Below are 25,017 nucleotides of genomic sequence, written 5' to 3' on the forward strand. Positions count from 1 at the left end.
GGTGACGACGCACGGTGACGTGTTACGGCCGGCGCGTCAGCCCCAGTCGAGGCGCCGTTCGATCGTTGCGGGGACGAGATAGAACCCCAGACCGAGCAGCGTCAGCGCTCCGAGCGCGGCGAAGGTGGTACTGGTCCGCAGATACTCCGCGCTGTCGAACAGCTGATACCCCAGCCCCGTCTGGAGCGTGAGAAACTCCGCGACGACGGTGCCGACGACCGCAAGCGCCGCGGCGAGTTTCACGCCGGCGAAGACGCTCGGCGCGGCCGCGGGCACGCGAACCCGGAGGAACACGCGACGGGGCGGCGCGTCGACGGAGCGGGCGAGGTCGGTGTACTCCTGGGGCACCGTCCGGAGTCCGTCGACCGACGCGATGGCGACCGGGAACACCGTCATGGTGGTGACGAGCAGTGCGCGCGCGAGGATCCCGTCGCCGATCCAGAGGAAGACGAGCGGCGCGATGGCGATCAGCGGCGCGATACGGAGCGCGATCAGATACGGATGCACCACCGCGGCGGCCACCCGCGAGCCGACCATCGCGAACGCCAGCGCGAGGCCGACGGCGACGCCGCCGGCGAGGCCGAGACCGGCCGTCACCGCCGTCGTGGCCGCGGCCGCGAGCAGCGTCTCGCGGGCGGCCATCCCGGCCACCACCACGTCGACCGGCGAGGGCAGGATCACGCTCGGGACCCCCGTCGCGGCGACGAACCGCTGCCATCCGCCGACGGCGACCGCGAACACGACCGCCGGGGGCCAGACGGCGCTGAACGCCGACCGGAGCGTGTCGCCGCCCACCGGCCCGATTCCCCGGCGTCGGCGGTCGTTCGTCGCCATCAGACCATGTCGGCGTAGGAACCCACGGACTCGGCGTCGGTGTCGAGATACTCGTTCGTCCAGACGGCGTCGGGATCGATGTCGCCGTCGAGGGCGCCCGCGTCGGCGAGCGCGTCGTGGATCACGCGCCAGGGTTCGGCCTGGCTCCACCCCCAGCCGTGCTCCCTGACCGCGTCGCTGAGGGCGAACTCCGCGGCCATCGTCTCCCACTTCCGGCGCTGTTGGGCGTGCGACTCCTCGAGGACGCCGTTGGCCTCGACGAGGATGTCCGTCGCCTCGCCCGGTCGCTGGTGGGCCCACGCCGCGCCGCGGGCGGTTCCCCGGAGGAACGCCCGGACGGCGTCCGGGTTCGATCCGGCCCACTCCCGGTTCGTGGCGATCACGTGCCCGTAGGACGGGATGGTGTCGCCGACGGCGAGGCTGTCGACGGTGTAGCCCTGGGCTCCGGCGCTGATGGCGTCGCCGAAGACCCCGCCCGCGGCGTCGACGTTCCCCGAGAGGAGTTGCTGGACCGTGTCGTACCCCGTATCGACCATCTCCACGTCCTCACGGACGCCTGCCTCCTCCAGCAGGAGTTCCGTGAGCATCCGGACCATGCCCGGCCCGGTCCCCACCGTCTTGCCGGCGAGCTGATCGGCGTTCGATAGCTCGCCGCCGAACGTCTCGCGGGTCGAAAACACCACGGCCGGACTCTTCTGCATCACGACGCCGACCGACTGCGGCGAGAGGTCGCGGCTGTTGATGTTCAGCACCTGGTCGCTGCTGCTAACCGCGAACTTGGCGTTGCCGAGGCCCGCCTGCTTCGCCGAGAACGTCGAACCCTCTCCCGACTTGATAGACGAGAGCGTCAATCCCTCCTCCTCGTAGAACCCGTTTTCCTTCGCGACGAAGTAGGGAACGTGGAGACCGCTCGGCTTCCAGTTGAGCAGTAGGGACGCCTCGCCCGGAATCGCCGTCCTCGTCGTGGTCCCTGCGGCGTTCGTTCCGCCGCATCCCGCGAGCCCAGTCGCCCCCGCCGCGCCCGCCGCGACGAGAAAGCGCCGTCTCGTCGGCGTCTGTCTCATAGCCGGCTATCAGGACACGGTTGAAATAAAAATTCCGGTGGAAGGTTTATATACTACCGAATGCCGATATCGTCTTCGGGCGGCGACCACTCGAACTCGAGTTCGAGTTCCAGTTGCCGGTGGGTCTCGCCGACGAACTCCACTTCGACCTCGATGGGTTCGTCGAACTCGAAAGGAATCTCCCACTCGTCGGTCGAGATGGTGAGGCGCGGTTCGGATTCGATCTGGTCGGCCAGGTCGCGCAGGAAGTCGGCGGTCGACTGCCGGGAGAGGCGCACCTCGCGTTCGAAGTAGCCGTCGGTAACCGTTCGAGTCCCGTCGTTCGCGTCCGGTAGGTCAGCCATGGACTGTCTAGAGAGGAGAGAGGTAAATAGTGTGCGCCCATACACCCCGGTAATCGATGTCTCTGTTCGACGTTCTCGGGAGCAAGGCGCGTCTCAAGATCATCCGCGAACTCGCGACGGAGCCACGGTACGTCTCGGAACTCGCGGATCGAGTCGGGATGGACGGCAAGACGGCCGTCCATCACCTCTCGACGCTGGAGGAGGCGGGTATCGTCGAGAGCTACCGGACCAGCCGGCGGAAATACTACCGACTGGCCAAGCGCATCGAACTCCGGGCCTCGCCCGAACCCGACCCCATGTTTCTCCTCCACGCCGACGACGTCGAGGTCGACGAGGCCGAATCACGGTCGCGCTGACCGACGGCGACGCGCCCGAACCGTTGCGTGTATAATAATTCAACGTACGGTGATACCCGCGTACCAACCTACATAATAGTCCACACCTTTCGACGGTCCATGGTACGAATGCGGGTGGTCGTCGGTATCGCGCTGTTACTGTCGCTTCTCGTCGCGTCGCCGGCCGCTTCGGCGGTCGCCGACGACCTCGGTGCGGCCGGACCGGTCGACACCGTCGTTGCCCAGGAGGAAGAAGAGGAAGGCGGTATCGAGGGGGCTATCTCCGGCTTCGTCGAGGCCCAGGGGACCATCGGGGCGGTCATCGTCCTCCTCGGCGGCGTCTTGCTCCTGACCGCGTGTACGGAGAAACTTATCAGCTACCTCGCGCGCGCATCGATCAACATGAAGATGTCGCTGTTCGCGCTCGCGATCATCTTCACCGGGTTCGAGTTCGACGACACGATCCTCGCGCTGGTGCTCTCGGGCGGCGGCCTGGAGAGCGCCGCCCTCGGGACGGCGCTCGGCACCGGTCTCGCCATCATCGGCGTGACGCTCGCCATCGCCGCCGTCATCAAGCCCTTCCCGGTCGATCTTCCGAACGACTACATCGCCATCTTCGGCGTCGCGCCAGTTCTCCTCGTTCCCTTCGTCCTGCTCGGGACGCTCACGTTCGTCCACGGCCTCGTTCTGACAGCCTTCTTCGTGTTCGCCTTCGGCTACTTCCTCGTCCGGGAGCGCCAGCGGGAGATCCCCGTCTTCCGCGATACGGAACTCGGCGAGGAACTCAGTCCCGACGGCGGCATGGCTCGGCCCCAGTCGCTCGAAGAGATCCCCGAGGATCGGGCGCTCGGTGACTTCGCCGACTACGGAATCGTGTGGATCAGTCTCTCCATCGTCGCGCTCGCAGGCATCGTCCTCGCCGCCATGCTGCTCGAAGGCGGCTCCGAGGTGGTCATCGAAGGGTTCGGCATCGAGGAGACCGTCTTCGGTGCGACCTTCCTCACGCTCATCCTCACCTTCGAGGACATCATGCTCACCATCGAACCGGTCCGGCGGGGCTTCCCCGAGATCGGCGTCGGCAACGTCATCGGGAGCGTGCTGTTCTCGGTGACCGGTAACATCGGCGTCATCATGTTCCTGAGCGAAGTGAACATCTCTTCGTCGGTGCTCTCCTTCCACCTCCCGGCCATGATCGTCGTGACCGCGCTCGCCGCCTACTTCTTCTACGAGGGTGAGATGAAGCGCTGGCACGGCTACCTGCTCGGCGGCCTCTACGTCGCCTACTGGATCATCGCCCTGATCGTGTTCAGCGGGGTGCCCATCGGCGAGTAGAGGCCCGTTCGACGGTTCCCCGATCAGAGCGGGAGCGCCACTGCATCGCTGTAGTTCGCGACCCAGTACGCGGCGTACATCCCGAGCAACAGCACGCCGGTCCCGCGGCCCACTTTCCCGCGGAGGAAGGCCACGCTCACGACGCCGAGGGTCGCGAAGAAGAATGGCCAGTGGACCGTCAACACCGTGCCCGTCGTATCCAGCGGGTGGACGATGGCGATCAACCCGGCGTTCGCGCTGACGAAAAAGAGGATGCTGCCGACGACGTTGCCGACGCCGAGGTGAGGTCGGTTCTGCCGCACTGGTTCGACGGTGAGGAACAGTTCCTCCAGCGACGCGATGAAGCTCATCACCGTCGCGCCGAACGCGAGACCGGTTACGCCGAGCAGCGCGAGCAGGTCCTCCGCGCCCGAGACGGCGATTTCCGAGCCGACGGTCATCCCGATGGCGGCCACGATGGCGATGGCGAGAAACGCGGGCCCCTCGTACTGCTCGGGGACGCGCTTCTCGACGAACTCGTCGACGTCGAGATCTAGGTCGACGTCGAACCAGCCGTCTTCGTCGTCCTCGCGTTCCTCTCCCGCCTCGTGTTCGCGCTCCATGATCTCGACTTCCTCCGCCGAGAGATACCGCGTCTCGCTCCACCGTTCCAGCCCGTAGATGATCGCGAGATAGGGGATGAACGTCGCCGTGAGGACGATCCCGTCGAACCGCGAGAGCGTGCCGTCGAGCGCGAGACCGAAGAGGAGAAACGGGGTGAGCAGCGTCATCGCCAGGTAGTTCCGCGGCACCTTCGTCTCGAAGGGGACGAGCACGCCGGCGATACCGACGGCGGCCCCGAGGATGAACATCGCCTCGCCGAAGACGGTGCCCAGCGCGAGATCGGGTAACTCCTCGAACGCCGCTGCGACCCCCAGAATGACGTTTTCGAGGTCGGTCCCCGCGAGCACGACGGTGAGGAAAAAGCCGGAGACGCCGAGCGCCAGCGCCCCTTCGGCCACCGCTTCGATGAACGTCTCGACGCTGACGATGACGATGGCGACGCCGACCAGAAACAACACGACCGAGAGCAGTTCGCCCGACAGTCCCAGTACCATGCGATTTGAGAGGGCATACGCCCACCGCCACATAAAGCCCCCGACCTTACAGATTCGAGGCGTGGCCCCCGCCGTCGACGGGGATGGCGGCGCCGTTGACGTAACTCGCTCGCTCCGAACAGAGGAAGGCGATCACGTCGCCGAACTCCTCGGGTTGCCCGATGCGCTCCATCGGATTCCCGGCACTCCACTCCTCGAGTCCCGTGTCGTAGTCGGGGTAGTCGCCGCGTTCGACGCCCTGCTCGACGAGTTCCTCGATCCGCGGCGTCTCGTGGGTGCCCGGCAACACCGTGTTCGCGCGTACGTCCGGCGCGAGTTCCGTCGAGAGGGTCTTCTCCAGGCCGACGACGCTCATCCGCACCGCGTTCGAGAGCACCAGCGAGTCGATGGCCTCCTTGACGCTCCCGGAGGTGATGGTGGTGATAGTACCGCCGCCGTCTTTCAGGTGCGGCGTCGCCTCCCGCGCCAGTCGGACGACGCTCATCACCAGCAGGTCGAAGGCCTCGTACCAGTCTTCATCGTTCGTCTCCAGGAAGGGGCCGCTCGGCGGCCCACCGGCGCTCGTCACGAGGTGATCCAGGCCACCGAACTCCTCGACCGTCCGGTCGACCAGGTGCATCACGGCCGATTCGTCGGTGATGTCGCCGCGAACGCCGATGACCTCGCCCGTCGCGTCCGCGCGGATGTCGGCGACCGCCGCGTCGAGACGGTCGGGATCACGGCCGTTGACGACGACGTTCGCGCCCTCCGCCGCGAGCGCCGTCGCCGCCGCCTTCCCCAGGCCGCTGCTCGAAGCCGAAACCAGTGCCGTATCGCCGTCGAGTCCGAGATCCATACGCTGACGTGTCGTGCGGGCCCCCAAAGAGTCACCGAAGGCGGAAATCGCGCCCCAACGGTCAAGTCAGTCGGTCCCCCAGCGGGGGTATGAACGGCCACGTCGGTCCCCCACCCGGACGACGCGGCGGGACGCACCTGCTGTCGGGGGCGGTCCGATGAGCCTCGTCGCCGTCGTCGACCTCACTCATCCGGATCTCGCGCTGACGCCGACGATCCGGTCGACGGCCGCGGAGATTCAGGTCGTCACGCACGCGGCGACCGACGCCGAGACGGGCATGTTCTTCTTCCTCGTCGAGGCGGACTCGTTCCCGACCTTCGAGGCGGCGCTCGAACGCGACGAGACGGTCGCGGATTCGATGCTGGTCGCCGAGGCGTCGACGGCGCGCATCTACCGCCTTCGGCACACCCCCGGGACGAAACTGGTCTCGCCGGCCACCACCGAAGTCGGCGGACTGATGCTCGAAGCCGAGAGCACCGCGTCGGGCTGGTCGATCCGGATGCAGCTCCCGGACCGCGAGACGCTCAGCCAGTTCTGCGAGTTCTGCGAGCGGGAGGGCATCGAGTACACGCTCGGTCACATCTACAGCCTCGACGAGTTCTCCGTCGACGACGGCGGCGTCGGCCTCACCGACGCCCAGCGCGAAACGCTGGTGAAAGCCTACACGGAAGGGTACTTCGAGGAACCCCGCGGCACGTCGCTCGAGGAACTGGCCGACGACCTCGGTATCTCGCCGACCGCCGTCGGCGGCCGCATCCGACGCGGCGCCTCTCGGCTCATCGAGCGGACGCTCGTCGACGAGGAGTAAGTGGCGGTTCCGGGTCCGCCGTCGGCTCACACGACGTTGACGTGATCGTCCCGCGGCTCCCAGAGCACGCCGGTCAGGCGGTGATCGTCGACGGCCTCGAGCGTCTCCCCGACGGTCCATCCCTGCTCGCTCATGGCGGCACTGACGGCGCCGAGGGGCACGCCCTCGCCGTCCGCGAGGCCGTCGATGACGGCGATGAGTCCCTGCTCCGCCGGGGCCGCTTGCATCTCGTCCGGACACCGCTCCCACACGATGTCGTGACCCGTGACCGCGGTGTGGCGGCGGTAGAACGCCACGATGTCGTTCGGCTGCTCGGTCGCCGCCCGCTCTCCGCAGGCGGGGCACTCGGCGACGAAGGCGTCCATGCAGGTGGTCACGCGTTGTACGCCTCTTGGGCCAGTCGGTGGAACCGGTGGAGCGTGTGCTCGTTGGGTCCAAGTTGTCCCTGTGCGAGCGCGCCGGACGTGAGCCCCTCGTACTGGCGCTCGACCAGTTCGAAGTCCTCCTCCTGAAGCTGGCGACTGGTCCGGACGAACTCCTCCTCTTCCTCGGTCAGCTCCGGCTCCGCGAAGTAGTAGTCGGCGATCAACTGGAACCGACCCTCGTCGATGGGGTCGATGATGTAGGTGCCGTAGCCGTCCGCCGTGCCGTACATGTTGACCGTGAAGTTGGGCCAGAAGTAGTGGAACTGGGCCTCGTGTTCGTCGTGGATACGGAGTTCGTCCTCGACGTCCTCCTCGTGGGTGTAGTGGAGGACCCAGTGGTAGTCGTTGACCTCCAGTTCGGACTCGTCGAGCTGAATGCCCGTGATCCAGTCCTGGTGGTTCGCCTGGCAGTGATCACATTCGGAGTAGTTGCCGCCGAACGTCTTCCAGTTGCACTCCACTTCAGAGACGTACCGCCGGGCGTGTTCGTACTCCTCCAGGGGCAGGGATTCCAGGCGCGTCTTGAGCTTCCCCGCCTGTTCGGCGAGCGACAGCGACGGGTCCTCCGCGAAGTTGAGGAAGACGAGCGGCCCGATGCTGTCGGTGTGGACCTCCATGAGGCCGTTCTCGTCGGGATCTAGGCCGCCGGTGTCGTCGGAATCGAGGCCGCAAACGTCATCGTCGTCGAGGTCGGGGTTGAGTTCCGCTTCCTCGAAACTCCGCGGCGTGCTCCGCAGGTCGCCGTCCAGGTCGTAGGTCCAGAGATGGTACGGACACTGGATGCGGCTCATGGTGCCGGGATCCGTCATCGGCGTGTCGTCGACCATCTTCGACCCGCGATGGGCACAGACGTTGTAGAACGCGCGCACCTCGCCCTCCTCGTCCCGGGCGACGATGACCTGCTTGTCACCGATGGTCCGGGTGAAGTACTCCCCCGCTTCGGAGATGCAGTTCTCGTGGCCGGCGTACACCCAGTACTGCGAGAACACCTTCTCCTTCTCCATCTCCCAGACGTCCGGGTCGGTGAAGTATTTCGCCGGGAGAGCGTTCGTCTCGTCCGTGATGTCGGGACTCACTGCGCTCACGCGTTCGTCGTTGCCGTTCCATCGAGTCATGTATTCCCACATCCACAGTCGGGAATCTAAGTTCCTCACCTGTCTCACGTGGGATCCTTAAGTATCGGCGCGGCGCCCCCGAGGCTGCGGCCGGTCCTCGCCCCCGTCGGCTACTCGTTCAGGCGCTCGCGGCGCCACGCTTCGGTGTCGGCCACCTGGTTGAACGTGTAGATATGCAGCCCCCGGATCCCGTACTCGGGGTCCTCGGCGTACGGCGCCAGCCCGTCGACGAGTTCGTCGGGCGTGTACTTGCCGCGGGAGCCGATGAGCCGACGGACGAACGACACCACGCCGTCCGTCTTCTGCAGGAAGCGCACCGAGTCCCCGACGCCGACCTTCCGCGAGATGCTCAGCAGCCGCTGGTAGTCCATCACGCCGGGGATGCCCACCTCGACCGGGAGCGAGATGCCCCGCTCGCGGACGTCCGCGATCCACCCTCGCACGGCCTCGGGGTCGTAACAGAGCTGAGTGGTGATATACGTGGCGTGCGGGGCCTTCTTCTCCATGGCCTCCACCAGCGTGCGGTCGCCGAGGAAGTCGTGACCCTCGGGGTAGCCGGTGATCCCCACGTCCTCGAACGCGTAGCCGAGGTCGTCGAGCGCCACGAGGAGTTCGTGCGCGGACGCGAACTCGCCGACCGGTTCGTCGCGGTCACCCCCCGGCACGAAGATGTCGGTGACGCCCGCGTCGACGAACCGCCCGACGACCGCATCGAGGTGCGCCTCGTCGCGGACGTACCGCGCGGCGAGGTGTGGAATCGGATCGTAGCCGCGTGCGGCCGCCCGCTCGGTCCACTCGACCGTCGCGTCGAGTCCCAACTGTGGCGAGGCGGTGACGGCGATCTCGGCGCCGTCGGGCAGCCGGTTCATCTGCTCCCCGAAGCTATCGAAGGGCATCAGTTCGAACCGCGGGTCGGTGAGCAGTGCCGCGACGCCGTCGGCGTCAGTGTTGGTGTGGGACATGGGGTCGACGGGTCAGGCCTCGTCGGCTCTAGACGACCACCGTGTGGTCATACTGTCGGCTGTAACTGTTTCGAGAGAGTCGCCATCTCGGGGTGGCGAATATCCGTGTCGGCGTACAGCCGGCAGTATCGGCGTTTCGCGTCCCGCTCGGGCCACGCGGGTCACTCCTCGGCGTCCTTTCGAGCGTTCAGTTTCGCCTGTTCGCGTGCGCTCGGATTCACGGACTCCGTGAACGGCACCTCCGCGACCGTCGCGTACGCGGGTTCGCCCGACGCCGTGGCGTACTCGTCCGGCAAGTGGACCGCGAACTCGAGGTCGAGGTCCTGCTCGTAGATGTCGTCGTTCAGGAGGGCGTCGGTCTCCGCCTGCAGTTTGTCCGCGGGCACGAAGCCGAGACCGATGTTCGTCTCGAGGTCCGGATTCCACCACGGCGAGGTCATGTAACCACACTCCGTGCCCGTGTCGGGGTCGGAGATGATCCAGAAGTCCGGCGCGTAGTCCCGAATCGGCTCGCCGGCGATTTTCAGGCCGACCAGTTTGTGGGTGAACGGGTACTCGCCGGCTTCGATCAGGTCCCGTTGGCGTTCGAGTTCCGCCTTGCCGACGTAGTCGGCGTCCTTGTCGTCGGGCACCTGATAGCCGAGATTGACCTGGAAGGGCGAGGTTTCGTGGTCCATGTCCTGGCCCCACGAGAGGATGCCCGCCGCGATGCGGCGGTGGTGGCCCGGGGCGATCTGTCGCCCGCCATGATCTTTGACCGACGCCATCACGGGATCCCAGACGCGTTCGGCGTTCTTCGTCGCGTCTTTTACGTAGATTTCGAACCCCTTCTCGCCCGAGAACCCGGTCTGGCTCACCAGCACGTCACAGCCGTCGATCTCCGCCTCCATGAGCCCGTAGTAGGGAATGTCGCTCACCGCGTCGCCCACGACATCGACCAGCACGTCCTCCGAGAGCGGCCCCTGAATCTGCATCGGGGCGACGTCGATCTCGTCTATTTCGACGTCGAACCCCATCCCGACGTTGACGCCCTGGAGCCACTGCATGAGCGTCGAATCCGAGATGGAGAACCAGAACTCGTCTTCCGCGACCCGCAGCAGGATCGGGTCGTTCAGGATGCCGCCGTCCTCGTTACAGAGGATGACGTACTTGCCGTGCATCGGGTCGATGCCGGTGGCGTCGCGGGTGATGACGTAGTCGGTGAGTGCCTCCGCATCGGGGCCTTTCACCCGAATCTGCCGTTCGACGGCGACGTCCCACAGCGTCACGCTGTTCGTGAGCGCCTCGTACTCCGCCATCGCGCCGCCGTCCTCGGGTTCGACGAGTCCGCGCGGGTGGTAGATGCGGTTGTAGACCGTACACCGCCACGCCCCCTCCTCATTGAACGACTTGTGGAAGAACGGCGACTTGCGCACGCGCGTCGACACGAGCATCTCGATGCCCGGGTCGCCGGTCTGGCGCAAGTTTCGTGGGAGCGTCCGGTCCGACTGGTCTATCTCCGGGTGGTTCGGGTGGCCGTCGGGGGTCGGTGCCTGATCGCTCGTCATCGTTCGTGATATTCAACCCCTCCAGATAAGGATACACCGCAGGTGGTTGTGGTGTATAAGTGACCCCTCGTTGACGACGGTGCGTATGCCGCCTATTTGCCCCGTTGCGCCGGGCGAACGGCCGACACAACTGTCAAGAGAGTCCCCGTTGAACGGGGGGATATGAGTTCGCGTGACGACCGGCGCGACGTCATCGTCGTCGGTGTCGGCGGCATGGGTAGTGCGACGGCGTACCACCTCGCGCGCCGCGGGGTCGACGTGTTAGGGCTGGAGCGGTTCGACGTGCCCCACACCCAGGGCTCCTCGCACGGCGTCACCCGCATCATCCGGCGAGCGTACTACGAACACCCCTCCTACATCCCGCTCATCGAGCGGGCGTACGACCTCTGGGACGACCTGGCCGACGAGACGGGGCGGTCGGTCATCCACCGCACCGGCTCCGTCGACGCGGGTCCCGCCGACAACGTCGTCTTCGAGGGATCGCTTCGCTCCTGTGAGGAACACGACATCCCCCACGAGGTGTTGACGGGGGCGGAACTCAACGAGCGCTTCCCGGGCTACGACCTCCCGGCGGACTACCGCGCGCTCTACCAGCCGGACGGCGGGTTCGTCGTGCCGGAGCAGTCCATCATCGGCCACACGGAGGAGGCCCAGGCCGCCGGCGCCGAGATTCACGCCCGCGAGGGCGTCGACGACTGGGCGCCCACCCCCGACGGCGGCGTTCGGGTCTGGACCGACAGGGACACCTACGAGGCCGACCGGCTCGTGCTCGCGGCGGGCGCGTGGAACTACAAGCTTGCCGACGCGCTCTCCGGCCTGGCGACTCCCGAGCGACAGGTGCTCGCCTGGTTCCAGCCCGAGACGCCGTCGCTGTTCGGCCCCGACGAACTCCCCGTCTGGAACATCGCCGTCCCCGAGGGGCGGTTCTACGGCCTCCCCATCTACGACGTGCCCGGGTTCAAACTCGGGAAATACCACCACCTCGACGAGGCGGTCGATCCGGACGACTACGACACCGAGCCACGGCCCGCCGACGAGGTGCTGCTCCGTGATTTCACCGAGAAATACTTCCCCGATGCCGCCGGGCCGACGATGCGGCTCGCCACCTGCATGTTCACCAACTCCCCCGACGAGCATTTTATCCTCGATACGCTCCCGGATCATCCCCAGGTGGCCGTCGGCGCGGGCTTCTCGGGCCACGGCTTCAAGTTCGCCCCCGTCATCGGCGAGATACTCGCGGATCTCGCGGTCGACGGCGAGACCGACCACCCTATCGAGATGTTCCGTCTCGACCGGTTCGCCTGACCGCCGTGGCGTCGACGGCGACGCCGAAGTTAAAGGCCGCAGGTGAACAACCCGGAATCTTTTGCTGTATTCGAGTAGATACCCGTGCGTTCCATGAGTGCGGATGACACACTTCCGGGGAGCGCGGGAACCGTCGTCGTTGGAGCGGGTTGTGTCGGCTGCAGCGCCGCCTACCATCTGAGCCAGCTGGGCCGCGAGGACGTGATCGTCCTCGACCGCGGGCCGCTGTTCGAAACCGGCGGCTCGACCTCGCACGCGCCAGGGCTCGTCTTCCAGACGACCGGCAACAAACTGATGTGCGACATGGCGGCCTACACGCGGGAACTGTACTCCGATCTCGACAGCTTCCGCCAGTCCGGCGGGATCGAAGTCGCCTACACCGAGGACCGGTGGGACTTCCTCAAGCGAAAGCGGGAGTGGGGGCGGGCCTACGGACTGGACGGCGGCGAACTCCTTTCCCCGGAGGCGGTCGCCGACCGCATTCCACAGGTCGACGCCGACGTCATCCACGGCGGCTACTACCTCCCGACCGACGGGAAGGCCCACGCCGTCGACGCCTCCGCGACGATGGCCGACCGCGCCCGGGACCAGGGCGTCGAGTTCTACGGAAACACGTGGGTCGACGACGTCGAAACCGCCGACGGAGAGGTGCAGGCCGTCGTCACCGACCGCGGCCGCATCGAGGCCGACGAGGTGCTTCTGGCGACCAACATCTGGGGCCCGCTGTTCGGCGAGATGGTCGACATCGACGTGCCCCTGGTGCCCTGTGCCCATCAGTATCTCGTCAGCGACGACCTCGACGAACTGCGGGGCGCCGACCGCGAGATCGAACAACCCATCCTCCGCCACCAGGACTACTCGCTGTACTTCCGCCAGCACGGCGACGCCTACGGCATCGGCTCGTACAACCACGAACCCCTGCTGGTCGATCCGGAGGACATCTACGGGCCGGAGCAACTCGCGGATCTCGGCCTCGAATACCCCTCCCTCCGGGAGTTCACGGCGGAGCATTTCTACGAGCACACCCATCCCGACCACGACAAGGCGCCCTACGACGCGGCGTGTGAACTCGTCCCCGCCTTCGAGGACGCGTCCTTCGAGTCGGCCATCAACGGGATGTTCTGTTTCACTCCCGACGGGATGCCGATCCTCGGGGAGACCGAGGACATCGACGGGCTCTGGTGGTCGCTCGCCATCTGGGTGACCCAGTCCGGCGGCGCGGGCAACATCATCGCCGAGTGGATGGAGAACGGCGTCCCCCGCCTCGACGGCGAGCGAGTCGACGTCTCCGGCGCCCACATCTCCCGGTTCCAGGACCACACCGGCTCCCGCGAGTTCACGTACGGCCGCGGCGCCCAGCAGTACCAGGAGGTGTACCAGCTGATCCATCCGCGCCAGCAGCCGACCGACCAGCGCGAACTCCGGCAGAGCCCCTTCCACCACCGGACGTCGGCCCTCGACGCCGAGTTTTACGAGAGCGACGGGTGGGAGGTGCCCCAGTGGTACGGGGTCAACGAGGAGCGGGTCGACGAGTACGATATTCCCGACCGGCCGGGCTGGCTCGGCCGCCACTGGTCGAAGGCGCAGGCGGTCGAACACCACGCCGTCCGCGAGGACGTGGCGATGGTCGACATGACGACCTTCACCGGCATCGAGGTGACCGGCTCCGGGGTGCCGGCGTTCCTGCAGGGCCTCCTCACCAACGACGTGGACATCGACGTCGGCCGGATGACGTACACGACGATGCTCAACGAGGACGGCGGCGTGCTCGCCGACCTGACCGTCTCGCGCCTCGGCCCGGACCGATACATGCTGTTCACGGGCGGCGGCTCCTCGGCGACGCTCCACTCGCGGTGGATCCGCGACCACGCGCCAGCCGACGTGACCGTCACCGTCCACGATTCGAGCCTCGCCGGCGTGGGCGTGTTCGGCCCCGACTCGCGGGCCGTGCTGGAGCCGCTCGTCGAGACCGACCTCTCGAACGACGCGTTCCCCTTCTACTCCGTCGAGGAGACGTACCTCGACGGGATTCCCGTGACGATGCTGCGCCTCTCCTACGCCGGCGAACTCGGCTGGGAACTCTACACGCCCATGGAGTACGGCACCCGCCTCTGGGACACGGTGTGGGAGGCCGGCCAGGAGGAGGACATCGTCCCGATGGGGTGGGCGGCGCTCGACTCGACCAGCCTGGAGAAAGGGTATCGCCTCTGGGGGGCGGATCTCACGCCCGAACACACGCCGTTCGAGGCGAACCTCGGGTTCGCGGTCGACCTCGACACCGACTTCGTCGGCAAGGACGCACTCGGCGACGGAGACCCCGATCAGCGTCTCGTTCCGCTGACCCTCGACGAGCAGGGGGCGATCGTCGACGCCGGCAGACCCGTCACCGACGGTGACGACGTGCTCGGCTACACCGCGCGCGCGGACTACGGCTACACCGTCGACGCCGGTATCGCCTACGCGTACCTGCCGACGGCGTACGCCGACGCCGGCCAGCCACTCGCCGTCGAATACGAGAACCAGCGGTTCGACGCCACCGTGCGCGAGGAACCACTGTTCGACCCCGAACGGGAGAAACTCCTCCGATGATGCCCGTATCGTCCCGGACACACCCGTCAGAACGCCAAGGCTTATTTGGTACAACGAATAGCACAGTGTGTGGATCTCCCGTGGCGGACGGTATCAGCACTCACACCAAGGCGGTACTGTACCGCCGCCGGCGCGTGCGGGAGGAGCGCACAGGACGACAGACCACGCGAATCGACACACGACATATGAACGACCTACGACGATCGACCGGGGCTAGCCGGGGGGAATCGCATGACTGATTCGGACGACTCGACCGGGAAGATGTCCGACGGCCTCCAGGTGGAGCTGTTCCATCCGGAGTCGGACCGCGAGCCCGGTGACACCAACATTCAGGCACTCGGATTCGACATCCATCCGGTCGTCTTCCCCGTGGCGTTGGTGCTCGTCGTACTGTTTATCGTACTCACCGTTTTCTTCCGAACGGTCGCGCAGGCGCTCGGATGGACGATGGTCGTCACTCAGCAGACGGCACGGGAGAACGGCTGGGAGGTCCTTCGCCAGGTCCAGGATGGCGTCGTCGTGCATCAGACCGCCGGCGACGCGTACACCGTCATTTTCAATTTCATCGGCGCCAACTTCGGCTGGTTCTACCTGCTGGCGGTGAACATCTTCATCGCTACGCTGCTGTTTTTCGCCTTCAGCAAGTACGGCAAGATTCGGATCGGCGGCGTCGGGGCGGAGAAGGAGTTCAGCGACTTCGCGTGGATGGCGATGCTGTTCAGCGCCGGCATGGGAATCGGTCTCATGTTCTTCAGCGTCTCCGAACCGCTGTACTACTTCCAGAGCGTCCCCGGTTTCTTCAGCGCCGAAGGCGGGACGGGCGCGGCGGCCTCCGCCGCGATGGCACAGACGTTCTTCCACTGGGGCTTCCACCCGTGGGCCATCTACGGCCTCGTCGGCCTCGGCCTCGCGTTCTTCTCGTTTAACCGCGGCCTGCCGCTCACCTTCCGGTCCATCTTCTGGCCGCTTCTCGGCGAGCGGATCTACGGCTGGCCGGGGCACGTCATCGACCTCGTGACGGTGTTCGCGACCCTGTTCGGTCTGGCGACATCGCTCGGTCTCGGCGTCGCGCAGGTGAATACCGGGCTGTCGTACGTGGGCGGTGACCTCCTCGGTCTCGTCTCCATTCCGACGAACACGTTCGTGCAGATCCTGCTCATCGCGGGCATCACCGGCATCGCCACCCTGTCCGTCGCGGCCGGTCTCGACGGCGGCGTCAAGCGCCTGAGCACGCTCAATCTCTACTTGATGTTCGCGCTGCTCGGGTTCCTGCTCATCGTCGGCCCGACGGTGTACATCCTCGGCGCGTGGGTCGAGGGGCTCGGGGCGTACTTCGGCAGCATCATCGAACTCGCCTTCTTCCGCGGCACGCTGGCCGAGGGCGGGTCGACCGTCACCGCCTGGACCGTCTTCTACTGGGGGTGGTGGATCGCGTGGTCGCCCTTTGTGGGGATGTTCATCGCCCGCATCTCGAAAGGACGGACCGTTCGGGAGTTCGTTCTGGGCGTGCTCGTGTTGCCGGCGATGTTCTCGACCATCTGGCTCGCCACGTTCGGCGGGAGTGCCCTGTACAACTCGCTCGTGGGCAACGGAGCGGCCCTGGCCACGTACAATGATGTCGGCCAGACCGTCGCCATGTTCGCCATGCTCGAGCAGTTCCCGCTCGGGGCGCTGTCGGGTATCCTGGCGACGATACTCGTGGTCACGTTTTTCGTCACGTCCTCCGACTCGGGATCCCTGGTGGTTGACCATCTGACCTCCGGTGGCAAACACGACGTGCCGAAAGTCCAGCGCGTCTTCTGGGCGATCATCGAAGGGGTCGTCGCCGCAACCCTCCTGTGGGGTGGCGGACTCGGCGCCCTGCAGACGGCCGTGATCACGACCGGACTCCCCTTCGCAGTTATCCTCTGTCTGATGTGTTACACCGTCTATCTCGGCCTCAGCCACGAGTACCAGATCCTCGAATCCGAGGAGTTCCGGGACCGCATCGCGAAGATATCCGAACAGGAGGACGTGGACGTGGTGACCTCCGGCGACGAGATGGTTACTGACATTCGGGAGGAGAGTGAATCGAGTCCGAGCGACTGACCTCCTCCACCCGGCTCGCTGCTTCGACGCCACGGTTTGGGACGCGATTCATTTCGCTTCCCGCGCTACAGCGCGTCTGCTTGCCCCCGCATCCGTTCGGCGATGTCTGAGCCATCACACCGCGTGCGAGCCGCCGTCGCGACCCTGTTCGGAGCGCGCAGGTCGGCGATGGCGACGCTCGCGGCGCCGCTTCGGGCGGACTCCGACATGGATCTCAGCCTCTCGATTCCCGAGGCCCAGACGACGACCGTCAAAGGCGACGTGGGGTGGACGAGTCGCCCGCCGGCTCGGGTTCGCTGCCCCCGCTGCGGCGACGAAATCTCCCAGACGGTTCGTGCCCCGATCGACTGCCCCGGTTGTCGTCTCAAGCGACCTGCCGAGGCGTTCCCCGACTTCGAACTGCTCGCCATGCGCTGTCCGGTCTGTGGGTGTGATATGGCGTTTGGGCGGCGACATCCGAACGTCATCGCTGTCCCGGAGTACGCCACCTGCCGGCAGTGTCAGTACCACTGGGAACTCGAACACTTCTAACGCGACAACGATCCGTCTCAGTCCACTTCCGAGAGTCGCACCGTCGTCACGGGGACGTTCGCCGTCCGCACCACTTTCTCGGCGGTCGTTCCGAGCAGTCCGCCGACCTTGCCGCGGTAGCCGGTGCCCATCACGATGAGATCGGCTTCGATATCGTCGGCGTAGTCCACGATTCCCTCGTGAACCGATCCGCTGGTTATCTCGGTGACAGCCTCGACGCCGGCGTCGGCCGCCATCTCCGCAACCTCCGCCGTGACCTCCTCGCCGTACTCGCGGTACTCCTCGCGCACCTCGTCCTCGTCCTCCCAGATGTACACGGTCCGTGGCGCACCGGGGAGCTTGACGACGTAGAGCGCGTGTACCGTCGCACCGACGGCCGCCGCGAGCTGAATGCCGTGTTCGGCCGCCTTTCGGGCCTCTTTGCTCCCGTCGGTCGGAATCAGAATCGTGTCGTACATCTATCTGTTCACTGGATCGGGGTTCTCCGGTCAAGCGCAAATAAGTTGGGGAAACCGCGCATTCGGGCTCCTCGACCGTATCGCTCACACTGCGTTCTCGATCGGTCGCGTCCCCATCTTCCTCGATCGGATGGGTCGATACGCGCCATCGAGCCAAGGCTTAACCGCTCGGTGGCCAATGCTACGCCGAATGGCCTCCGACTGGTTCGACCGGCGGCCGACAGCGCCCGGCGTTGCCGTGTTCGTCTCCGGCGTGGCCAGCATGGGGCTGGAGATCCTCGCCGGCCGAATCGTCGCCCCGCAGTTCGGGAGCAGCATCTACACTTGGGGGAGCATCATCGCCGTCTTCCTCGCCGCCCTGAGCCTCGGCTACCACCTCGGCGGACAGCGCGCGGCCCGCCGCGCCAGCGACGAACGACTGGCGTGGCTGTTGCTCGGCACCGCCGCCTACGTCGCCGTGGTGGTGTTCGCGACCGACACGCTGTTGGCCGCGGCGTCGGCGATACCGCTCCCGGGCCGGTTCGCGTCGCTGCCCGCCGTGACGCTGCTGTTCGGCCCACCGACCTACCTGCTCGGCTACGTCAGTCCCTACGCGGCGGAGCTGTCCGCAACGGAGGGGGTCGGCGCCGCTTCCGGCCACGTCTACGCCGTCGGCACCGTCGGGAGCATCATCGGCGCCTTTCTGACGACGTTCGTGCTGATCCCGGCGCTGCGCGTCGAGACCATCGGGGTCGGCTTCGGCCTCCTGCTCGTCGGCACGGCGCTCTGGCTCACGCGCCGGAGCGACCGCCATGAGCCGACCCTCGCGGGCGTGGTCGTCGCGCTCATGGTCGTCGGCGCCGGCGTCAGCGGCGCGGTCGGCGTCTCCGCTGGTGGTCCCGTGATCTACCAGACCCAGACGCCGTACCAGGAACTCCGGGTCACGCAACTCGGCGACGTGCGCACCCTGTATCTCGACGGGCAGCCACACAGCGCGATGGACGTGAACGACCCCGACCGCCACGTCTTCGATTACACCCGCTATTTCCACCTGCCCTTGCTCATGACCGACGACGTTGACCGGGTGTTGTTCGTCGGCGGCGGCGGGTTCACCGGCCCGAAACATTTCGCGGAGGAGTACGACGTCACCGTCGATGTCGCCGAGATCGACCCCGAGGTGATCGCCACCGCGAAGCGCCACTTCGCGCTGGAGGAGTCCGAGAACCTGCGCGTCCACAACACCGGCGGGCGGCAGTTCCTCCAGGAGACCAACCACACGTACGACCTCATCGTCCTCGACGCCTACAAGAAGGACAAAGTTCCCTTCCAGTTGACGACCGTCGAGTTCATGCGCCTCGCCGGGGAGCGACTCGACGACGACGGCGTGCTGTTCGCCAACCTGATCTCGGCACCCAGCGGTCCCGCCTCGAAGTTCTACCGCGCCGAGTACAAGACCATGTCGCGGGTGTATCCGCAGGTGTACACGTTCGCCACTGCCGGGACGAACGCCGTCCAGAACGTGGAAGTCATCGCCACCAAACGGGAGGATCGGCTCACGCCACGGACGTTACAGCGACGAAACGAACGCCGCGATATCGGGATCGACCTCTCTACGGAAGTCGACACCTACCGCGATCCACCACCGACCGACGACGTGCCCCTGCTTCGGGACGAACGGGCGCCCGTCGACAGCCTCCTCAATCCGATGGTCGGGCGCCGATACGTCGTGCAACGAACCGTCGAGAACGGGACGGCGACGGCTACTGGCTGATCGTCGGGGTCACTACATTCGATTCTCTCCGATCAGCGCTCGCTATCGCGCTCGGAGTACGCCACAAAAAACGGAGTAACGCGGTGTCGCCGTCAGGCGACGGTGCGAAATATTATACGCGAACGACGTTGGTCGCGCGCGGGCCCTTGGGGGCCTGTTCGATGTCGAATTCGATCTCGGTCCCTTCGGTCAGATCCTCGCCGCCAACGTCTTCCATGTGGAAGAAAACGTCGTCGTCAGCATCCTCAGTCTCGATGAAACCGTAGCCGCCTGTGTCGTTGAAGAAATCAACCTTACCGTTTGCCATTGCAATTCGATTGACGCCAAGTAGACGGTTAAGGATTCCTATTCGTCTTCAGATACGCGTGAATAGAAAACGAATATCCGCGATCAGAATTATTTTCTGTTCATTTGCACGAACCACGTCTTCTACCACAGATTTTTTTGGGATCTCTCCGATACGAGGGCGTCTTTCCGACGAGTCCGTTAACCTTCCTGGTGGGCCGCCGCTGTCGTGCGTTATCGGACTTCTCCTGTCGAATAGTTGGCCTCGGCACCCACAATCTATCCATAGTGAATGTGTTTAGCGCGGCTATAGACGCCGCTCAATCCGTAATCCGTTCACTCTCTTGCTACTCCTCTCGCATGTGTGCCAGAATTTGGAAGAATCGAAATGCGGGTTCATCGAAACTCTTCTTTGTTTCTGATGCACGTTCCCGGATCTCACTCACCCGGTTGTTGTACTCGCCGTTGATTACGAGTTCAATTGATTCGTCATAGTCGCTCTCGAACTGTTGCGTCATCTCTTCCAACCCGTCGGTCAGATGACCCTCGGATACATACGGCGACCAGAACTGAAACCTGTACTCCTCAGCATCGTCAAAAACGTCGGTGACTAAGTCGTAGTCCTCCTCGAATTTATGGAAGATACGTTCGAGCGAGTGCTGATAACTCTCATTTCCGTATTTGCTCCACCATCCTTCCTCGTCGGGAGAGCCTGAATATAGCGAGCCTCGAATATGAGTGACGACCTCGCAAGCATAGACCGTCTGTTCCCCGTTTATTGATTTGACGCCAAGCACGTCGAGTTCCATCTGTCTACCCGCTTCTTTCGACCGCTGATTGTACGAGACGAGTTCGCAGTCGTTGATGACCCGGAGGTATGCCCCGACAATTAGTTCGCCAATCTGTGTCTGAATCATGACTCCTCAGCGGAGCGCACGAGTCGCTCACGCAGTTCGTCAATGTATCCCGAATCGGGATGTAGACGATACTGCATCTGGTCTCCCATCCATTCGTAATCGATAAGACGGTACGTGAAGTCCTCGCTGTATTTCCGGGTGACCCCCGAGAGGATGCCGGATATCGCTTGACCACCGCCCGTCGAAAGGTCATATTCGTCCTCCATCCGTTGACGGACATCCTCGTTCAGCATCCAACCCCCGTTATCGAGCAGGATTCGAATGAACGCCTCCTGTCGGTTCGTCAACCGCCGGAAGAAACTGTCTGGCAGACTTTCGTACTCTATATCAGAGCCGTCGTCGGTACTCGATCCGCCCGATGGCTGTGGTTCAGACGCAATCCCCCACTCTTCGAGTGCAAAGTCGACTATCTTCTGTTCCCGCTCCTCGATCTCGTCGCGTCCGAACTCGTCATAATCGGCAAGGCTCTGCTGCACTCGCAGGTTCGATGATTTGTATTCTGCTTCGCGTCCTCCGGGGGCAATCTTCTTTTGTTCGAAGGGCAGGTTGCCGTAGTTCTTGTTCCAGTACTCGCTCGCAATGGTGAGGTTTCCGAGACGGTGAACGTGGTCGTCGAACTCCTCACGAAGATTCTCTGGGATATGCTCCTCGGGGAGCTTCCGGGCGAGGATATGTTCGACCTCGAACGAGGTTGAGAGGATTTGTTCGAGGTCACGCTGTACGTCTTCCCGTACCTCGATATCCAAGTTCTGTCCGTAGTGGTAGAACAAGTAGCGAATATCCTGACTCGACATCGACTCGTAGAAGTCAGGGTCACGAAGATTACGCTCAAAGCGGTCATCGTCGGTGTAGATGCGGGTAATCGAGTCGAGACGATTGAGCACGTCCTCGAACAGATACGAGTCGTCTGCATGAATCGAATGAGCGAGGCGCACTAATCTGCCTCGTCCCGTATCGGCCCGTCTGCCATCGGTTGCATAGACGCGGAAGACGAGCGTTTCGCACGCCCGAATGATATCCGCCATCTTGTCGGATTCATCGTCACCGTACACCATCTGTGCCGCCATCAGGACGGGGAGAACGTTCGCAACCCTGCCGAGTGCGAGCAAGCGTTTCAGTGCTGAATCGACTTCATCAGGGCGTTGCGAGGGGTTGAACAGCGCCGCGAACGCTGATGCGGCCTCGCGAAGGTTCTGTGTGTACTCGTCAATTTCGTCCTGAACGGTATCGTACTCTCCGTTCCGGTATCTTTCTCGGAGCCGGTCTTTGAGGGTGTCGAGACTGTTGAAGTACTCGTCTGAATCATATCCGTCGTAGATTCCCCAGTGGAACCGTTGCACACTGTCTTCGTCGAAATCACTCACTCTGTCATGCCCGTTAGAGAGGACGAATAGCTCGCGGTAGATGCTCCCGAAACGCTGCTTGATTTTGGTTTCGAGAGCGCCACGGTTGCTGGAACGGTCGTCCATATACATCAGGAAGCTCTTCGTTTTGTCGAGCGACGACAGCGGCTTCCCCCGATCATTCAGACTCTCGAAAATCGATGCCGCCTCGGAATCACTGTCTATCTCTACGACGTTGATTTTGCAGTCGTATCGCAGACGCTCTGATATCTCTCGAACAGGCAGGTCCTCAAATTCCGACTCGAAATACTCCCTGGCGTATTCGAGACGCTCCTGTGACGGGGTTTCACACTCTAGACTCGCAGAACCGAACAGGCTGTCTCGGAAGAACTCACCGTCCTGGTCCTGAGGCATCAGTCGGGGACGCTCGTCAACGGGGAATATCAAATTATCTTCTGACACGGTTTCGTCAACCACGTCATCGAACTGGGTGGCGACGTGAAGGAGGATAAGCGCGGTCGTCAATCGCTGCTGCCCGTCAACAACATCATACACGTCGAAGCGCCTACCTCGGTCTGTTTGATACTGCTCGTCCTTCTTGTCGAGGATGATGTTCCCGAAGAAGTGGTTGGTTTCCTCGGGGAGATATCGAAGGTCATCGATGAGGTCTTCTAACTGCGGTTCCTCCCACGAGTAGCTACGTTGGTAGGATGGAATATCGTAACCAGCAACCTTCCAAAGACTAGTCAGCGGTTCCGACAACGCTTCCCGAAATTCAACCGGGGCTATAGTAGACTCTATTTCAATGCCGAACGGGGAGACGGTATCTTGTCCAAACTCGTATGCTCCCAGCATCGGGCCTCGTCCTTGCTGATATGTGAATTTCATACCTGAGACTCCCCAGAGAGAAAATGCAACGAAATAGGGTCCATCAATACCAGCTTCATCAACGACATTTAGCATCCTTGCAGTTCGTTCCACGACAATTCCCTCAAAAGTCGACGCGCCGATGTATGGGCCATCAACCCGACTACGTTCGCCTGAATTAGCGATATTCAGCGTGACGGCCTCCACAATTCCGTTGTTTGCGATATGGGTATATCGTACAACATCACCATCGTCTGTTGTTACTACACCGGGCCCGGTCGCAGTGTGGCGAAGCTCGTCGCCTCTACCCCTGCTTCCCCCAAATGGGTTCGATAGTACTGGGATGGACTTGTGCGGTTCTTCGATTTCTTCTAGTCGGTATGCTGCGTCGGCGTCGAACGCCCCCGAATCAATGATGTGTACGACTAACCCCGAGGTATCTTCAGCATCGTAGACACCGCCCCCATCTCGAATAGATTTTACACGCTGCTCGTGATAATTATCGGCAATAATTCGTTCGTTCTGGTCGCAACCTCGTGAGTTTAGGATATCTTGCCGTAGCGACATAGCACTATAGAAGAAAGCATATTTAAACAGACTTTGCCCCACGGTGAAACTGTTCTGAAAGTGACGAGCCCTATATGACGCCTCAGAGTGTACTCTATTCGCCTTTTGATTACGACTGTCCTCTCTCAGCGGGTAGCAGACGCGATTCTCTGACGTTCGTCCACTTATTTCCCGAAACGTATGGATAGAAAGCTGGCCTCGGCACTCATAGGGCTCGTCACCATCGGGAGCCACCCCGACTCGGAGCGGTGCGCTCGTCATCGGCCAGTGGCCCCTACGTGATGCGCTCGGAAAGAGGCTTCTGCACGCCGTCGTCTCGGAATGGTGAACGTCCCCGTCGACGTACCGCCGGCCTCGTACGGTTTATTGGACGTCAGTACCGGTGGTTTCGGCGAACCGCCGGTACACAGTTACAATAATCCGTATCAGAACTCGTCGCGAGCGTGTTTGAAGAAGCGATGCTCCTGTTCGGCGATGCCGTTCAGTGCCCCCTCGGCCTCGCTGAGGGCGGTCCGGCGCTCGGCGTCGTCGTCGGCGCTCACGGCGGTGCCGAAGGCTGCGGCCGCGGCCTCCCACTCTTCGGCGATGGTGCGCATCCGGTCGGCGACGGGGCCGCCGACGCCCGCCTCCGGTGCGAGGACGTCGAGCGCGTCGGCGTAGAGTCGGCGGAAGGCGGCGCCGCGGCCGTGTTCCTCGATGGAGTAGCGGGCGTGGCGGGCGGGAGGAATCGGATCGTCGCGATCGGCCCACGACCCCACGCGGTTCGCGAACGTCCGGATCGCGTCGGGACCGTGGTCGCCGGCAGCGCCAAGCCGTCGCTCGTAGGAGCGGGTGTCGAGCATGTAGGTCGTCGTCTCGCGGAAGGCGCGGTTGGCCGCGGTTTCGAGGTCGACGCCCGTCTGAACGTCGGTGACGACGATGTGCGAGTAGTTCAGATCGCGGATCTGCCCGCCGCTCCAGGAGCGGTTCAGATCGGCGATAGGCAGTTCGAACGCGTCGGGTTCCGTGGCGTCCGAGAGCAGGAGCGCGTCGTCGCCGTAGCCGATGGCGAGGGCGACGTGCGGGGAGATGTGGCCTGTCGCGGGCACGTGGTCCAGTTCGGTCGGATCGAGAAAGAGGAGGACCGGCTCCTCCATGTCCAGACGGCCGGTGATGCTCTCCCAGGCGTCCTCGAAACTGTCCTCTTCGCGGCGAACGTAGTCGATATCGAGCGATTCGAAGAACTGCTCTTCGAGCCAGAGCGGACGCCCGAGGAACTCGTGCCAGTCGCGGTCCGCCCGGTCGAGCGTGACCGAGGCGATGCCGCCGCCGAGGCCGAAACAGGTCGCCTCGTCGAAGTTCCAGCCGTGAAACTCGGACAGGTTTCGGAGCGCGCTCGTTCCGCAGTGGTGCCCCGTTCGGTGATCGAATCCGGAGAGTTGGAACATGGATCGTACTCCGGCATGTCGCAGGGGACATGTATGTACACTCCACCAACCCACTTCGTCCGGCGGGGCCGCCTCGGCGGGTCGGAGCGCCGTCTTCCCCACGCCCGGCGGGCCACACAGGGTGACGAGCACACTCGGATCTACGGGCGCGTCCACTAACCAGTCCCCGCACTCACAGTCCTGCTCGTTGGA

General features: G+C 64.1%; 24 protein-coding genes. 9 read left to right on the plus strand and 15 right to left on the minus strand.

All coding sequences use genetic code 11. The features are described 5' to 3' along the window. Nucleotides 1–36: 36 nt before the first annotated feature. The 3 genes from MXB53_RS04560 to MXB53_RS04570 are packed head-to-tail and all read right to left on the minus strand — an operon-like array spanning nucleotide 37 to nucleotide 2,242. Nucleotides 37–834, minus strand: a complete 798-nt coding sequence (locus tag MXB53_RS04560) for an ABC transporter permease (RefSeq protein WP_248896015.1) — start codon at nucleotides 832–834, stop codon at nucleotides 37–39. Next, the gene (locus tag MXB53_RS04565) at nucleotides 834–1,898 is read right to left on the minus strand and encodes an ABC transporter substrate-binding protein (protein WP_248896016.1); all 1,065 of its coding nucleotides are present in this window, start codon (nucleotides 1,896–1,898) and stop codon (nucleotides 834–836) included. The genes MXB53_RS04560 and MXB53_RS04565 overlap by 1 nt, the downstream gene beginning before the upstream one ends. Nucleotides 1,899–1,951: 53 nt before the next feature. Beyond that, nucleotides 1,952–2,242 carry an amphi-Trp domain-containing protein gene (locus MXB53_RS04570; RefSeq protein ID WP_248896017.1) on the minus strand — a complete coding sequence of 97 codons (291 nt, stop codon included), beginning with the start codon at nucleotides 2,240–2,242 and terminating at the stop codon, nucleotides 1,952–1,954. A gap of 56 nt (nucleotides 2,243–2,298) precedes the next feature. On the opposite strand from MXB53_RS04570, the gene MXB53_RS04575 reads away from it, so the two are divergent. Further along, nucleotides 2,299–2,598 carry an ArsR/SmtB family transcription factor gene (locus tag MXB53_RS04575; protein WP_248896018.1) on the plus strand — a complete coding sequence of 100 codons (300 nt, stop codon included), beginning with the start codon at nucleotides 2,299–2,301 and terminating at the stop codon, nucleotides 2,596–2,598. 99 nt (nucleotides 2,599–2,697) lie between these two features. Next, nucleotides 2,698–3,909, plus strand: a complete 1,212-nt coding sequence (locus MXB53_RS04580; RefSeq protein WP_248896019.1) for a sodium:calcium antiporter — start codon at nucleotides 2,698–2,700, stop codon at nucleotides 3,907–3,909. Between the two features lie 23 nt (nucleotides 3,910–3,932). On the opposite strand, the gene MXB53_RS04585 is transcribed toward MXB53_RS04580, so the two are convergent. After that, nucleotides 3,933–5,006: a sodium:calcium antiporter gene (locus MXB53_RS04585; protein WP_248896020.1), complete on the minus strand. Its 1,074-nt coding sequence runs from the start codon at nucleotides 5,004–5,006 to the stop codon at nucleotides 3,933–3,935. 46 nt (nucleotides 5,007–5,052) lie between these two features. Continuing rightward, nucleotides 5,053–5,841, minus strand: a complete 789-nt coding sequence (locus tag MXB53_RS04590; protein ID WP_248896021.1) for an SDR family oxidoreductase — start codon at nucleotides 5,839–5,841, stop codon at nucleotides 5,053–5,055. A gap of 157 nt (nucleotides 5,842–5,998) precedes the next feature. Between MXB53_RS04590 and MXB53_RS04595 the strand changes: the two genes are divergently transcribed. Continuing rightward, nucleotides 5,999–6,649, plus strand: a complete 651-nt coding sequence (locus tag MXB53_RS04595) for a helix-turn-helix domain-containing protein (protein ID WP_248896022.1) — start codon at nucleotides 5,999–6,001, stop codon at nucleotides 6,647–6,649. 26 nt (nucleotides 6,650–6,675) lie between these two features. Here MXB53_RS04595 and MXB53_RS04600 read toward each other — a convergent pair whose 3' ends face one another. From MXB53_RS04600 to MXB53_RS04615, 4 genes are all read right to left on the minus strand, one after another. After that, complete coding sequence (locus MXB53_RS04600; RefSeq protein ID WP_248896023.1) at nucleotides 6,676–7,014, minus strand: hypothetical protein; 339 nt, start codon at nucleotides 7,012–7,014, stop codon at nucleotides 6,676–6,678. A gap of 8 nt (nucleotides 7,015–7,022) precedes the next feature. Then, complete coding sequence (locus tag MXB53_RS04605) at nucleotides 7,023–8,189, minus strand: aromatic ring-hydroxylating oxygenase subunit alpha (protein ID WP_248896024.1); 1,167 nt, start codon at nucleotides 8,187–8,189, stop codon at nucleotides 7,023–7,025. Nucleotides 8,190–8,299: 110 nt separating this feature from the next. Beyond that, the gene (locus MXB53_RS04610; protein WP_248896025.1) at nucleotides 8,300–9,151 is read right to left on the minus strand and encodes a methylenetetrahydrofolate reductase; all 852 of its coding nucleotides are present in this window, start codon (nucleotides 9,149–9,151) and stop codon (nucleotides 8,300–8,302) included. 161 nt (nucleotides 9,152–9,312) lie between these two features. Further along, nucleotides 9,313–10,698, minus strand: a complete 1,386-nt coding sequence (locus tag MXB53_RS04615; protein ID WP_248896026.1) for an aminomethyltransferase family protein — start codon at nucleotides 10,696–10,698, stop codon at nucleotides 9,313–9,315. 162 nt (nucleotides 10,699–10,860) lie between these two features. On the opposite strand from MXB53_RS04615, the gene solA reads away from it, so the two are divergent. The 3 genes from solA to MXB53_RS04630 all read left to right on the plus strand — a co-directional run bounded on the left by solA (nucleotide 10,861) and on the right by MXB53_RS04630 (nucleotide 16,680). Beyond that, the gene (gene solA / locus MXB53_RS04620) at nucleotides 10,861–12,003 is read left to right on the plus strand and encodes an N-methyl-L-tryptophan oxidase (RefSeq protein WP_248896027.1); all 1,143 of its coding nucleotides are present in this window, start codon (nucleotides 10,861–10,863) and stop codon (nucleotides 12,001–12,003) included. A 93-nt stretch (nucleotides 12,004–12,096) separates the two neighbouring features. Continuing rightward, nucleotides 12,097–14,592: a GcvT family protein gene (locus tag MXB53_RS04625; RefSeq protein ID WP_248896029.1), complete on the plus strand. Its 2,496-nt coding sequence runs from the start codon at nucleotides 12,097–12,099 to the stop codon at nucleotides 14,590–14,592. Nucleotides 14,593–14,823: 231 nt separating this feature from the next. Then, nucleotides 14,824–16,680 carry a BCCT family transporter gene (locus MXB53_RS04630; protein ID WP_248896031.1) on the plus strand — a complete coding sequence of 619 codons (1,857 nt, stop codon included), beginning with the start codon at nucleotides 14,824–14,826 and terminating at the stop codon, nucleotides 16,678–16,680. Between the two features lie 65 nt (nucleotides 16,681–16,745). On the opposite strand, the gene MXB53_RS04635 is transcribed toward MXB53_RS04630, so the two are convergent. Continuing rightward, nucleotides 16,746–16,889 (minus strand): hypothetical protein, encoded by a 144-nt coding sequence (locus MXB53_RS04635; RefSeq protein WP_248896033.1) that lies wholly within the window; start codon nucleotides 16,887–16,889, stop codon nucleotides 16,746–16,748. Here MXB53_RS04635 and MXB53_RS04640 point away from each other — a divergent pair. After that, complete coding sequence (locus MXB53_RS04640) at nucleotides 16,888–17,211, plus strand: hypothetical protein (RefSeq protein WP_248896034.1); 324 nt, start codon at nucleotides 16,888–16,890, stop codon at nucleotides 17,209–17,211. The two genes, MXB53_RS04635 and MXB53_RS04640, sit on opposite strands and share 2 nt — an antisense overlap. A gap of 17 nt (nucleotides 17,212–17,228) precedes the next feature. On the opposite strand, the gene MXB53_RS04645 is transcribed toward MXB53_RS04640, so the two are convergent. Continuing rightward, nucleotides 17,229–17,669 carry a universal stress protein gene (locus tag MXB53_RS04645; RefSeq protein ID WP_248896036.1) on the minus strand — a complete coding sequence of 147 codons (441 nt, stop codon included), beginning with the start codon at nucleotides 17,667–17,669 and terminating at the stop codon, nucleotides 17,229–17,231. A gap of 178 nt (nucleotides 17,670–17,847) precedes the next feature. Between MXB53_RS04645 and MXB53_RS04650 the strand changes: the two genes are divergently transcribed. Then, complete coding sequence (locus tag MXB53_RS04650; RefSeq protein WP_425601192.1) at nucleotides 17,848–19,419, plus strand: spermidine synthase; 1,572 nt, start codon at nucleotides 17,848–17,850, stop codon at nucleotides 19,417–19,419. A gap of 112 nt (nucleotides 19,420–19,531) precedes the next feature. Here the strand turns inward: MXB53_RS04650 and MXB53_RS04655 are convergent, their stop codons facing one another. The 4 genes from MXB53_RS04655 to MXB53_RS04670 form a co-directional block, all read right to left on the minus strand. Next, a complete protein-coding gene (locus tag MXB53_RS04655; protein ID WP_049937282.1) occupies nucleotides 19,532–19,726 on the minus strand; it encodes a cold-shock protein in 195 nt (64 codons plus the stop codon). Between the two features lie 325 nt (nucleotides 19,727–20,051). Then, nucleotides 20,052–20,621 carry a hypothetical protein gene (locus MXB53_RS04660; protein WP_248896040.1) on the minus strand — a complete coding sequence of 190 codons (570 nt, stop codon included), beginning with the start codon at nucleotides 20,619–20,621 and terminating at the stop codon, nucleotides 20,052–20,054. Beyond that, nucleotides 20,618–23,398, minus strand: coding sequence for a DUF262 domain-containing protein (locus MXB53_RS04665; protein WP_248896041.1), 2,781 nt, complete (start codon nucleotides 23,396–23,398; stop codon nucleotides 20,618–20,620). The genes MXB53_RS04660 and MXB53_RS04665 overlap by 4 nt, the downstream gene beginning before the upstream one ends. 425 nt (nucleotides 23,399–23,823) lie before the next feature. Then, entirely contained in the window at nucleotides 23,824–24,825 is a 1,002-nt protein-coding gene (locus tag MXB53_RS04670; RefSeq protein ID WP_248896043.1) for a BtrH N-terminal domain-containing protein, read from the minus strand. 33 nt (nucleotides 24,826–24,858) lie between these two features. Between MXB53_RS04670 and MXB53_RS15605 the strand changes: the two genes are divergently transcribed. Then, entirely contained in the window at nucleotides 24,859–24,984 is a 126-nt protein-coding gene (locus MXB53_RS15605) for a hypothetical protein (RefSeq protein WP_283102230.1), read from the plus strand. The last annotated feature ends 33 nt before the right edge of the window (nucleotides 24,985–25,017 follow it).

The sequence above is a fragment of the Haloplanus sp. XH21 genome, assembly GCF_023276355.1.
Taxonomy (GTDB): domain Archaea; phylum Halobacteriota; class Halobacteria; order Halobacteriales; family Haloferacaceae; genus Haloplanus; species Haloplanus halobius.

Excerpts from the sequence above, each read along its gene's own strand:
- MXB53_RS04655 (WP_049937282.1), bottom strand. The coding sequence starts at position 19,726 with ATGGCAAACGGTAAGGTTGATTTCTTCAACGACACAGGCGGCTACGGT.
- MXB53_RS04645 (WP_248896036.1), bottom strand. The coding sequence starts at position 17,669 with ATGTACGACACGATTCTGATTCCGACCGACGGGAGCAAAGAGGCCCGA.
- MXB53_RS04625 (WP_248896029.1), top strand. The coding sequence starts at position 12,097 with ATGAGTGCGGATGACACACTTCCGGGGAGCGCGGGAACCGTCGTCGTT.
- MXB53_RS04600 (WP_248896023.1), bottom strand. The coding sequence starts at position 7,014 with ATGGACGCCTTCGTCGCCGAGTGCCCCGCCTGCGGAGAGCGGGCGGCG.
- MXB53_RS04650 (WP_425601192.1), top strand. The coding sequence starts at position 17,848 with ATGCTACGCCGAATGGCCTCCGACTGGTTCGACCGGCGGCCGACAGCG.
- MXB53_RS04660 (WP_248896040.1), bottom strand. The coding sequence starts at position 20,621 with ATGATTCAGACACAGATTGGCGAACTAATTGTCGGGGCATACCTCCGG.
- MXB53_RS04665 (WP_248896041.1), bottom strand. The coding sequence starts at position 23,398 with ATGTCGCTACGGCAAGATATCCTAAACTCACGAGGTTGCGACCAGAAC.
- MXB53_RS04580 (WP_248896019.1), top strand. The coding sequence starts at position 2,698 with ATGGTACGAATGCGGGTGGTCGTCGGTATCGCGCTGTTACTGTCGCTT.
- MXB53_RS04560 (WP_248896015.1), bottom strand. The coding sequence starts at position 834 with ATGGCGACGAACGACCGCCGACGCCGGGGAATCGGGCCGGTGGGCGGC.
- MXB53_RS04590 (WP_248896021.1), bottom strand. The coding sequence starts at position 5,841 with ATGGATCTCGGACTCGACGGCGATACGGCACTGGTTTCGGCTTCGAGC.
- MXB53_RS15605 (WP_283102230.1), top strand. The coding sequence starts at position 24,859 with ATGTACACTCCACCAACCCACTTCGTCCGGCGGGGCCGCCTCGGCGGG.
- MXB53_RS04670 (WP_248896043.1), bottom strand. The coding sequence starts at position 24,825 with ATGTTCCAACTCTCCGGATTCGATCACCGAACGGGGCACCACTGCGGA.
- MXB53_RS04605 (WP_248896024.1), bottom strand. The coding sequence starts at position 8,189 with ATGACTCGATGGAACGGCAACGACGAACGCGTGAGCGCAGTGAGTCCC.
- MXB53_RS04615 (WP_248896026.1), bottom strand. The coding sequence starts at position 10,698 with ATGACGAGCGATCAGGCACCGACCCCCGACGGCCACCCGAACCACCCG.
- MXB53_RS04595 (WP_248896022.1), top strand. The coding sequence starts at position 5,999 with ATGAGCCTCGTCGCCGTCGTCGACCTCACTCATCCGGATCTCGCGCTG.
- MXB53_RS04630 (WP_248896031.1), top strand. The coding sequence starts at position 14,824 with ATGACTGATTCGGACGACTCGACCGGGAAGATGTCCGACGGCCTCCAG.
- MXB53_RS04635 (WP_248896033.1), bottom strand. The coding sequence starts at position 16,889 with ATGTCGGAGTCCGCCCGAAGCGGCGCCGCGAGCGTCGCCATCGCCGAC.
- MXB53_RS04640 (WP_248896034.1), top strand. The coding sequence starts at position 16,888 with ATGGATCTCAGCCTCTCGATTCCCGAGGCCCAGACGACGACCGTCAAA.
- MXB53_RS04585 (WP_248896020.1), bottom strand. The coding sequence starts at position 5,006 with ATGGTACTGGGACTGTCGGGCGAACTGCTCTCGGTCGTGTTGTTTCTG.
- MXB53_RS04570 (WP_248896017.1), bottom strand. The coding sequence starts at position 2,242 with ATGGCTGACCTACCGGACGCGAACGACGGGACTCGAACGGTTACCGAC.
- MXB53_RS04610 (WP_248896025.1), bottom strand. The coding sequence starts at position 9,151 with ATGTCCCACACCAACACTGACGCCGACGGCGTCGCGGCACTGCTCACC.
- solA (WP_248896027.1), top strand. The coding sequence starts at position 10,861 with ATGAGTTCGCGTGACGACCGGCGCGACGTCATCGTCGTCGGTGTCGGC.
- MXB53_RS04575 (WP_248896018.1), top strand. The coding sequence starts at position 2,299 with ATGTCTCTGTTCGACGTTCTCGGGAGCAAGGCGCGTCTCAAGATCATC.
- MXB53_RS04565 (WP_248896016.1), bottom strand. The coding sequence starts at position 1,898 with ATGAGACAGACGCCGACGAGACGGCGCTTTCTCGTCGCGGCGGGCGCG.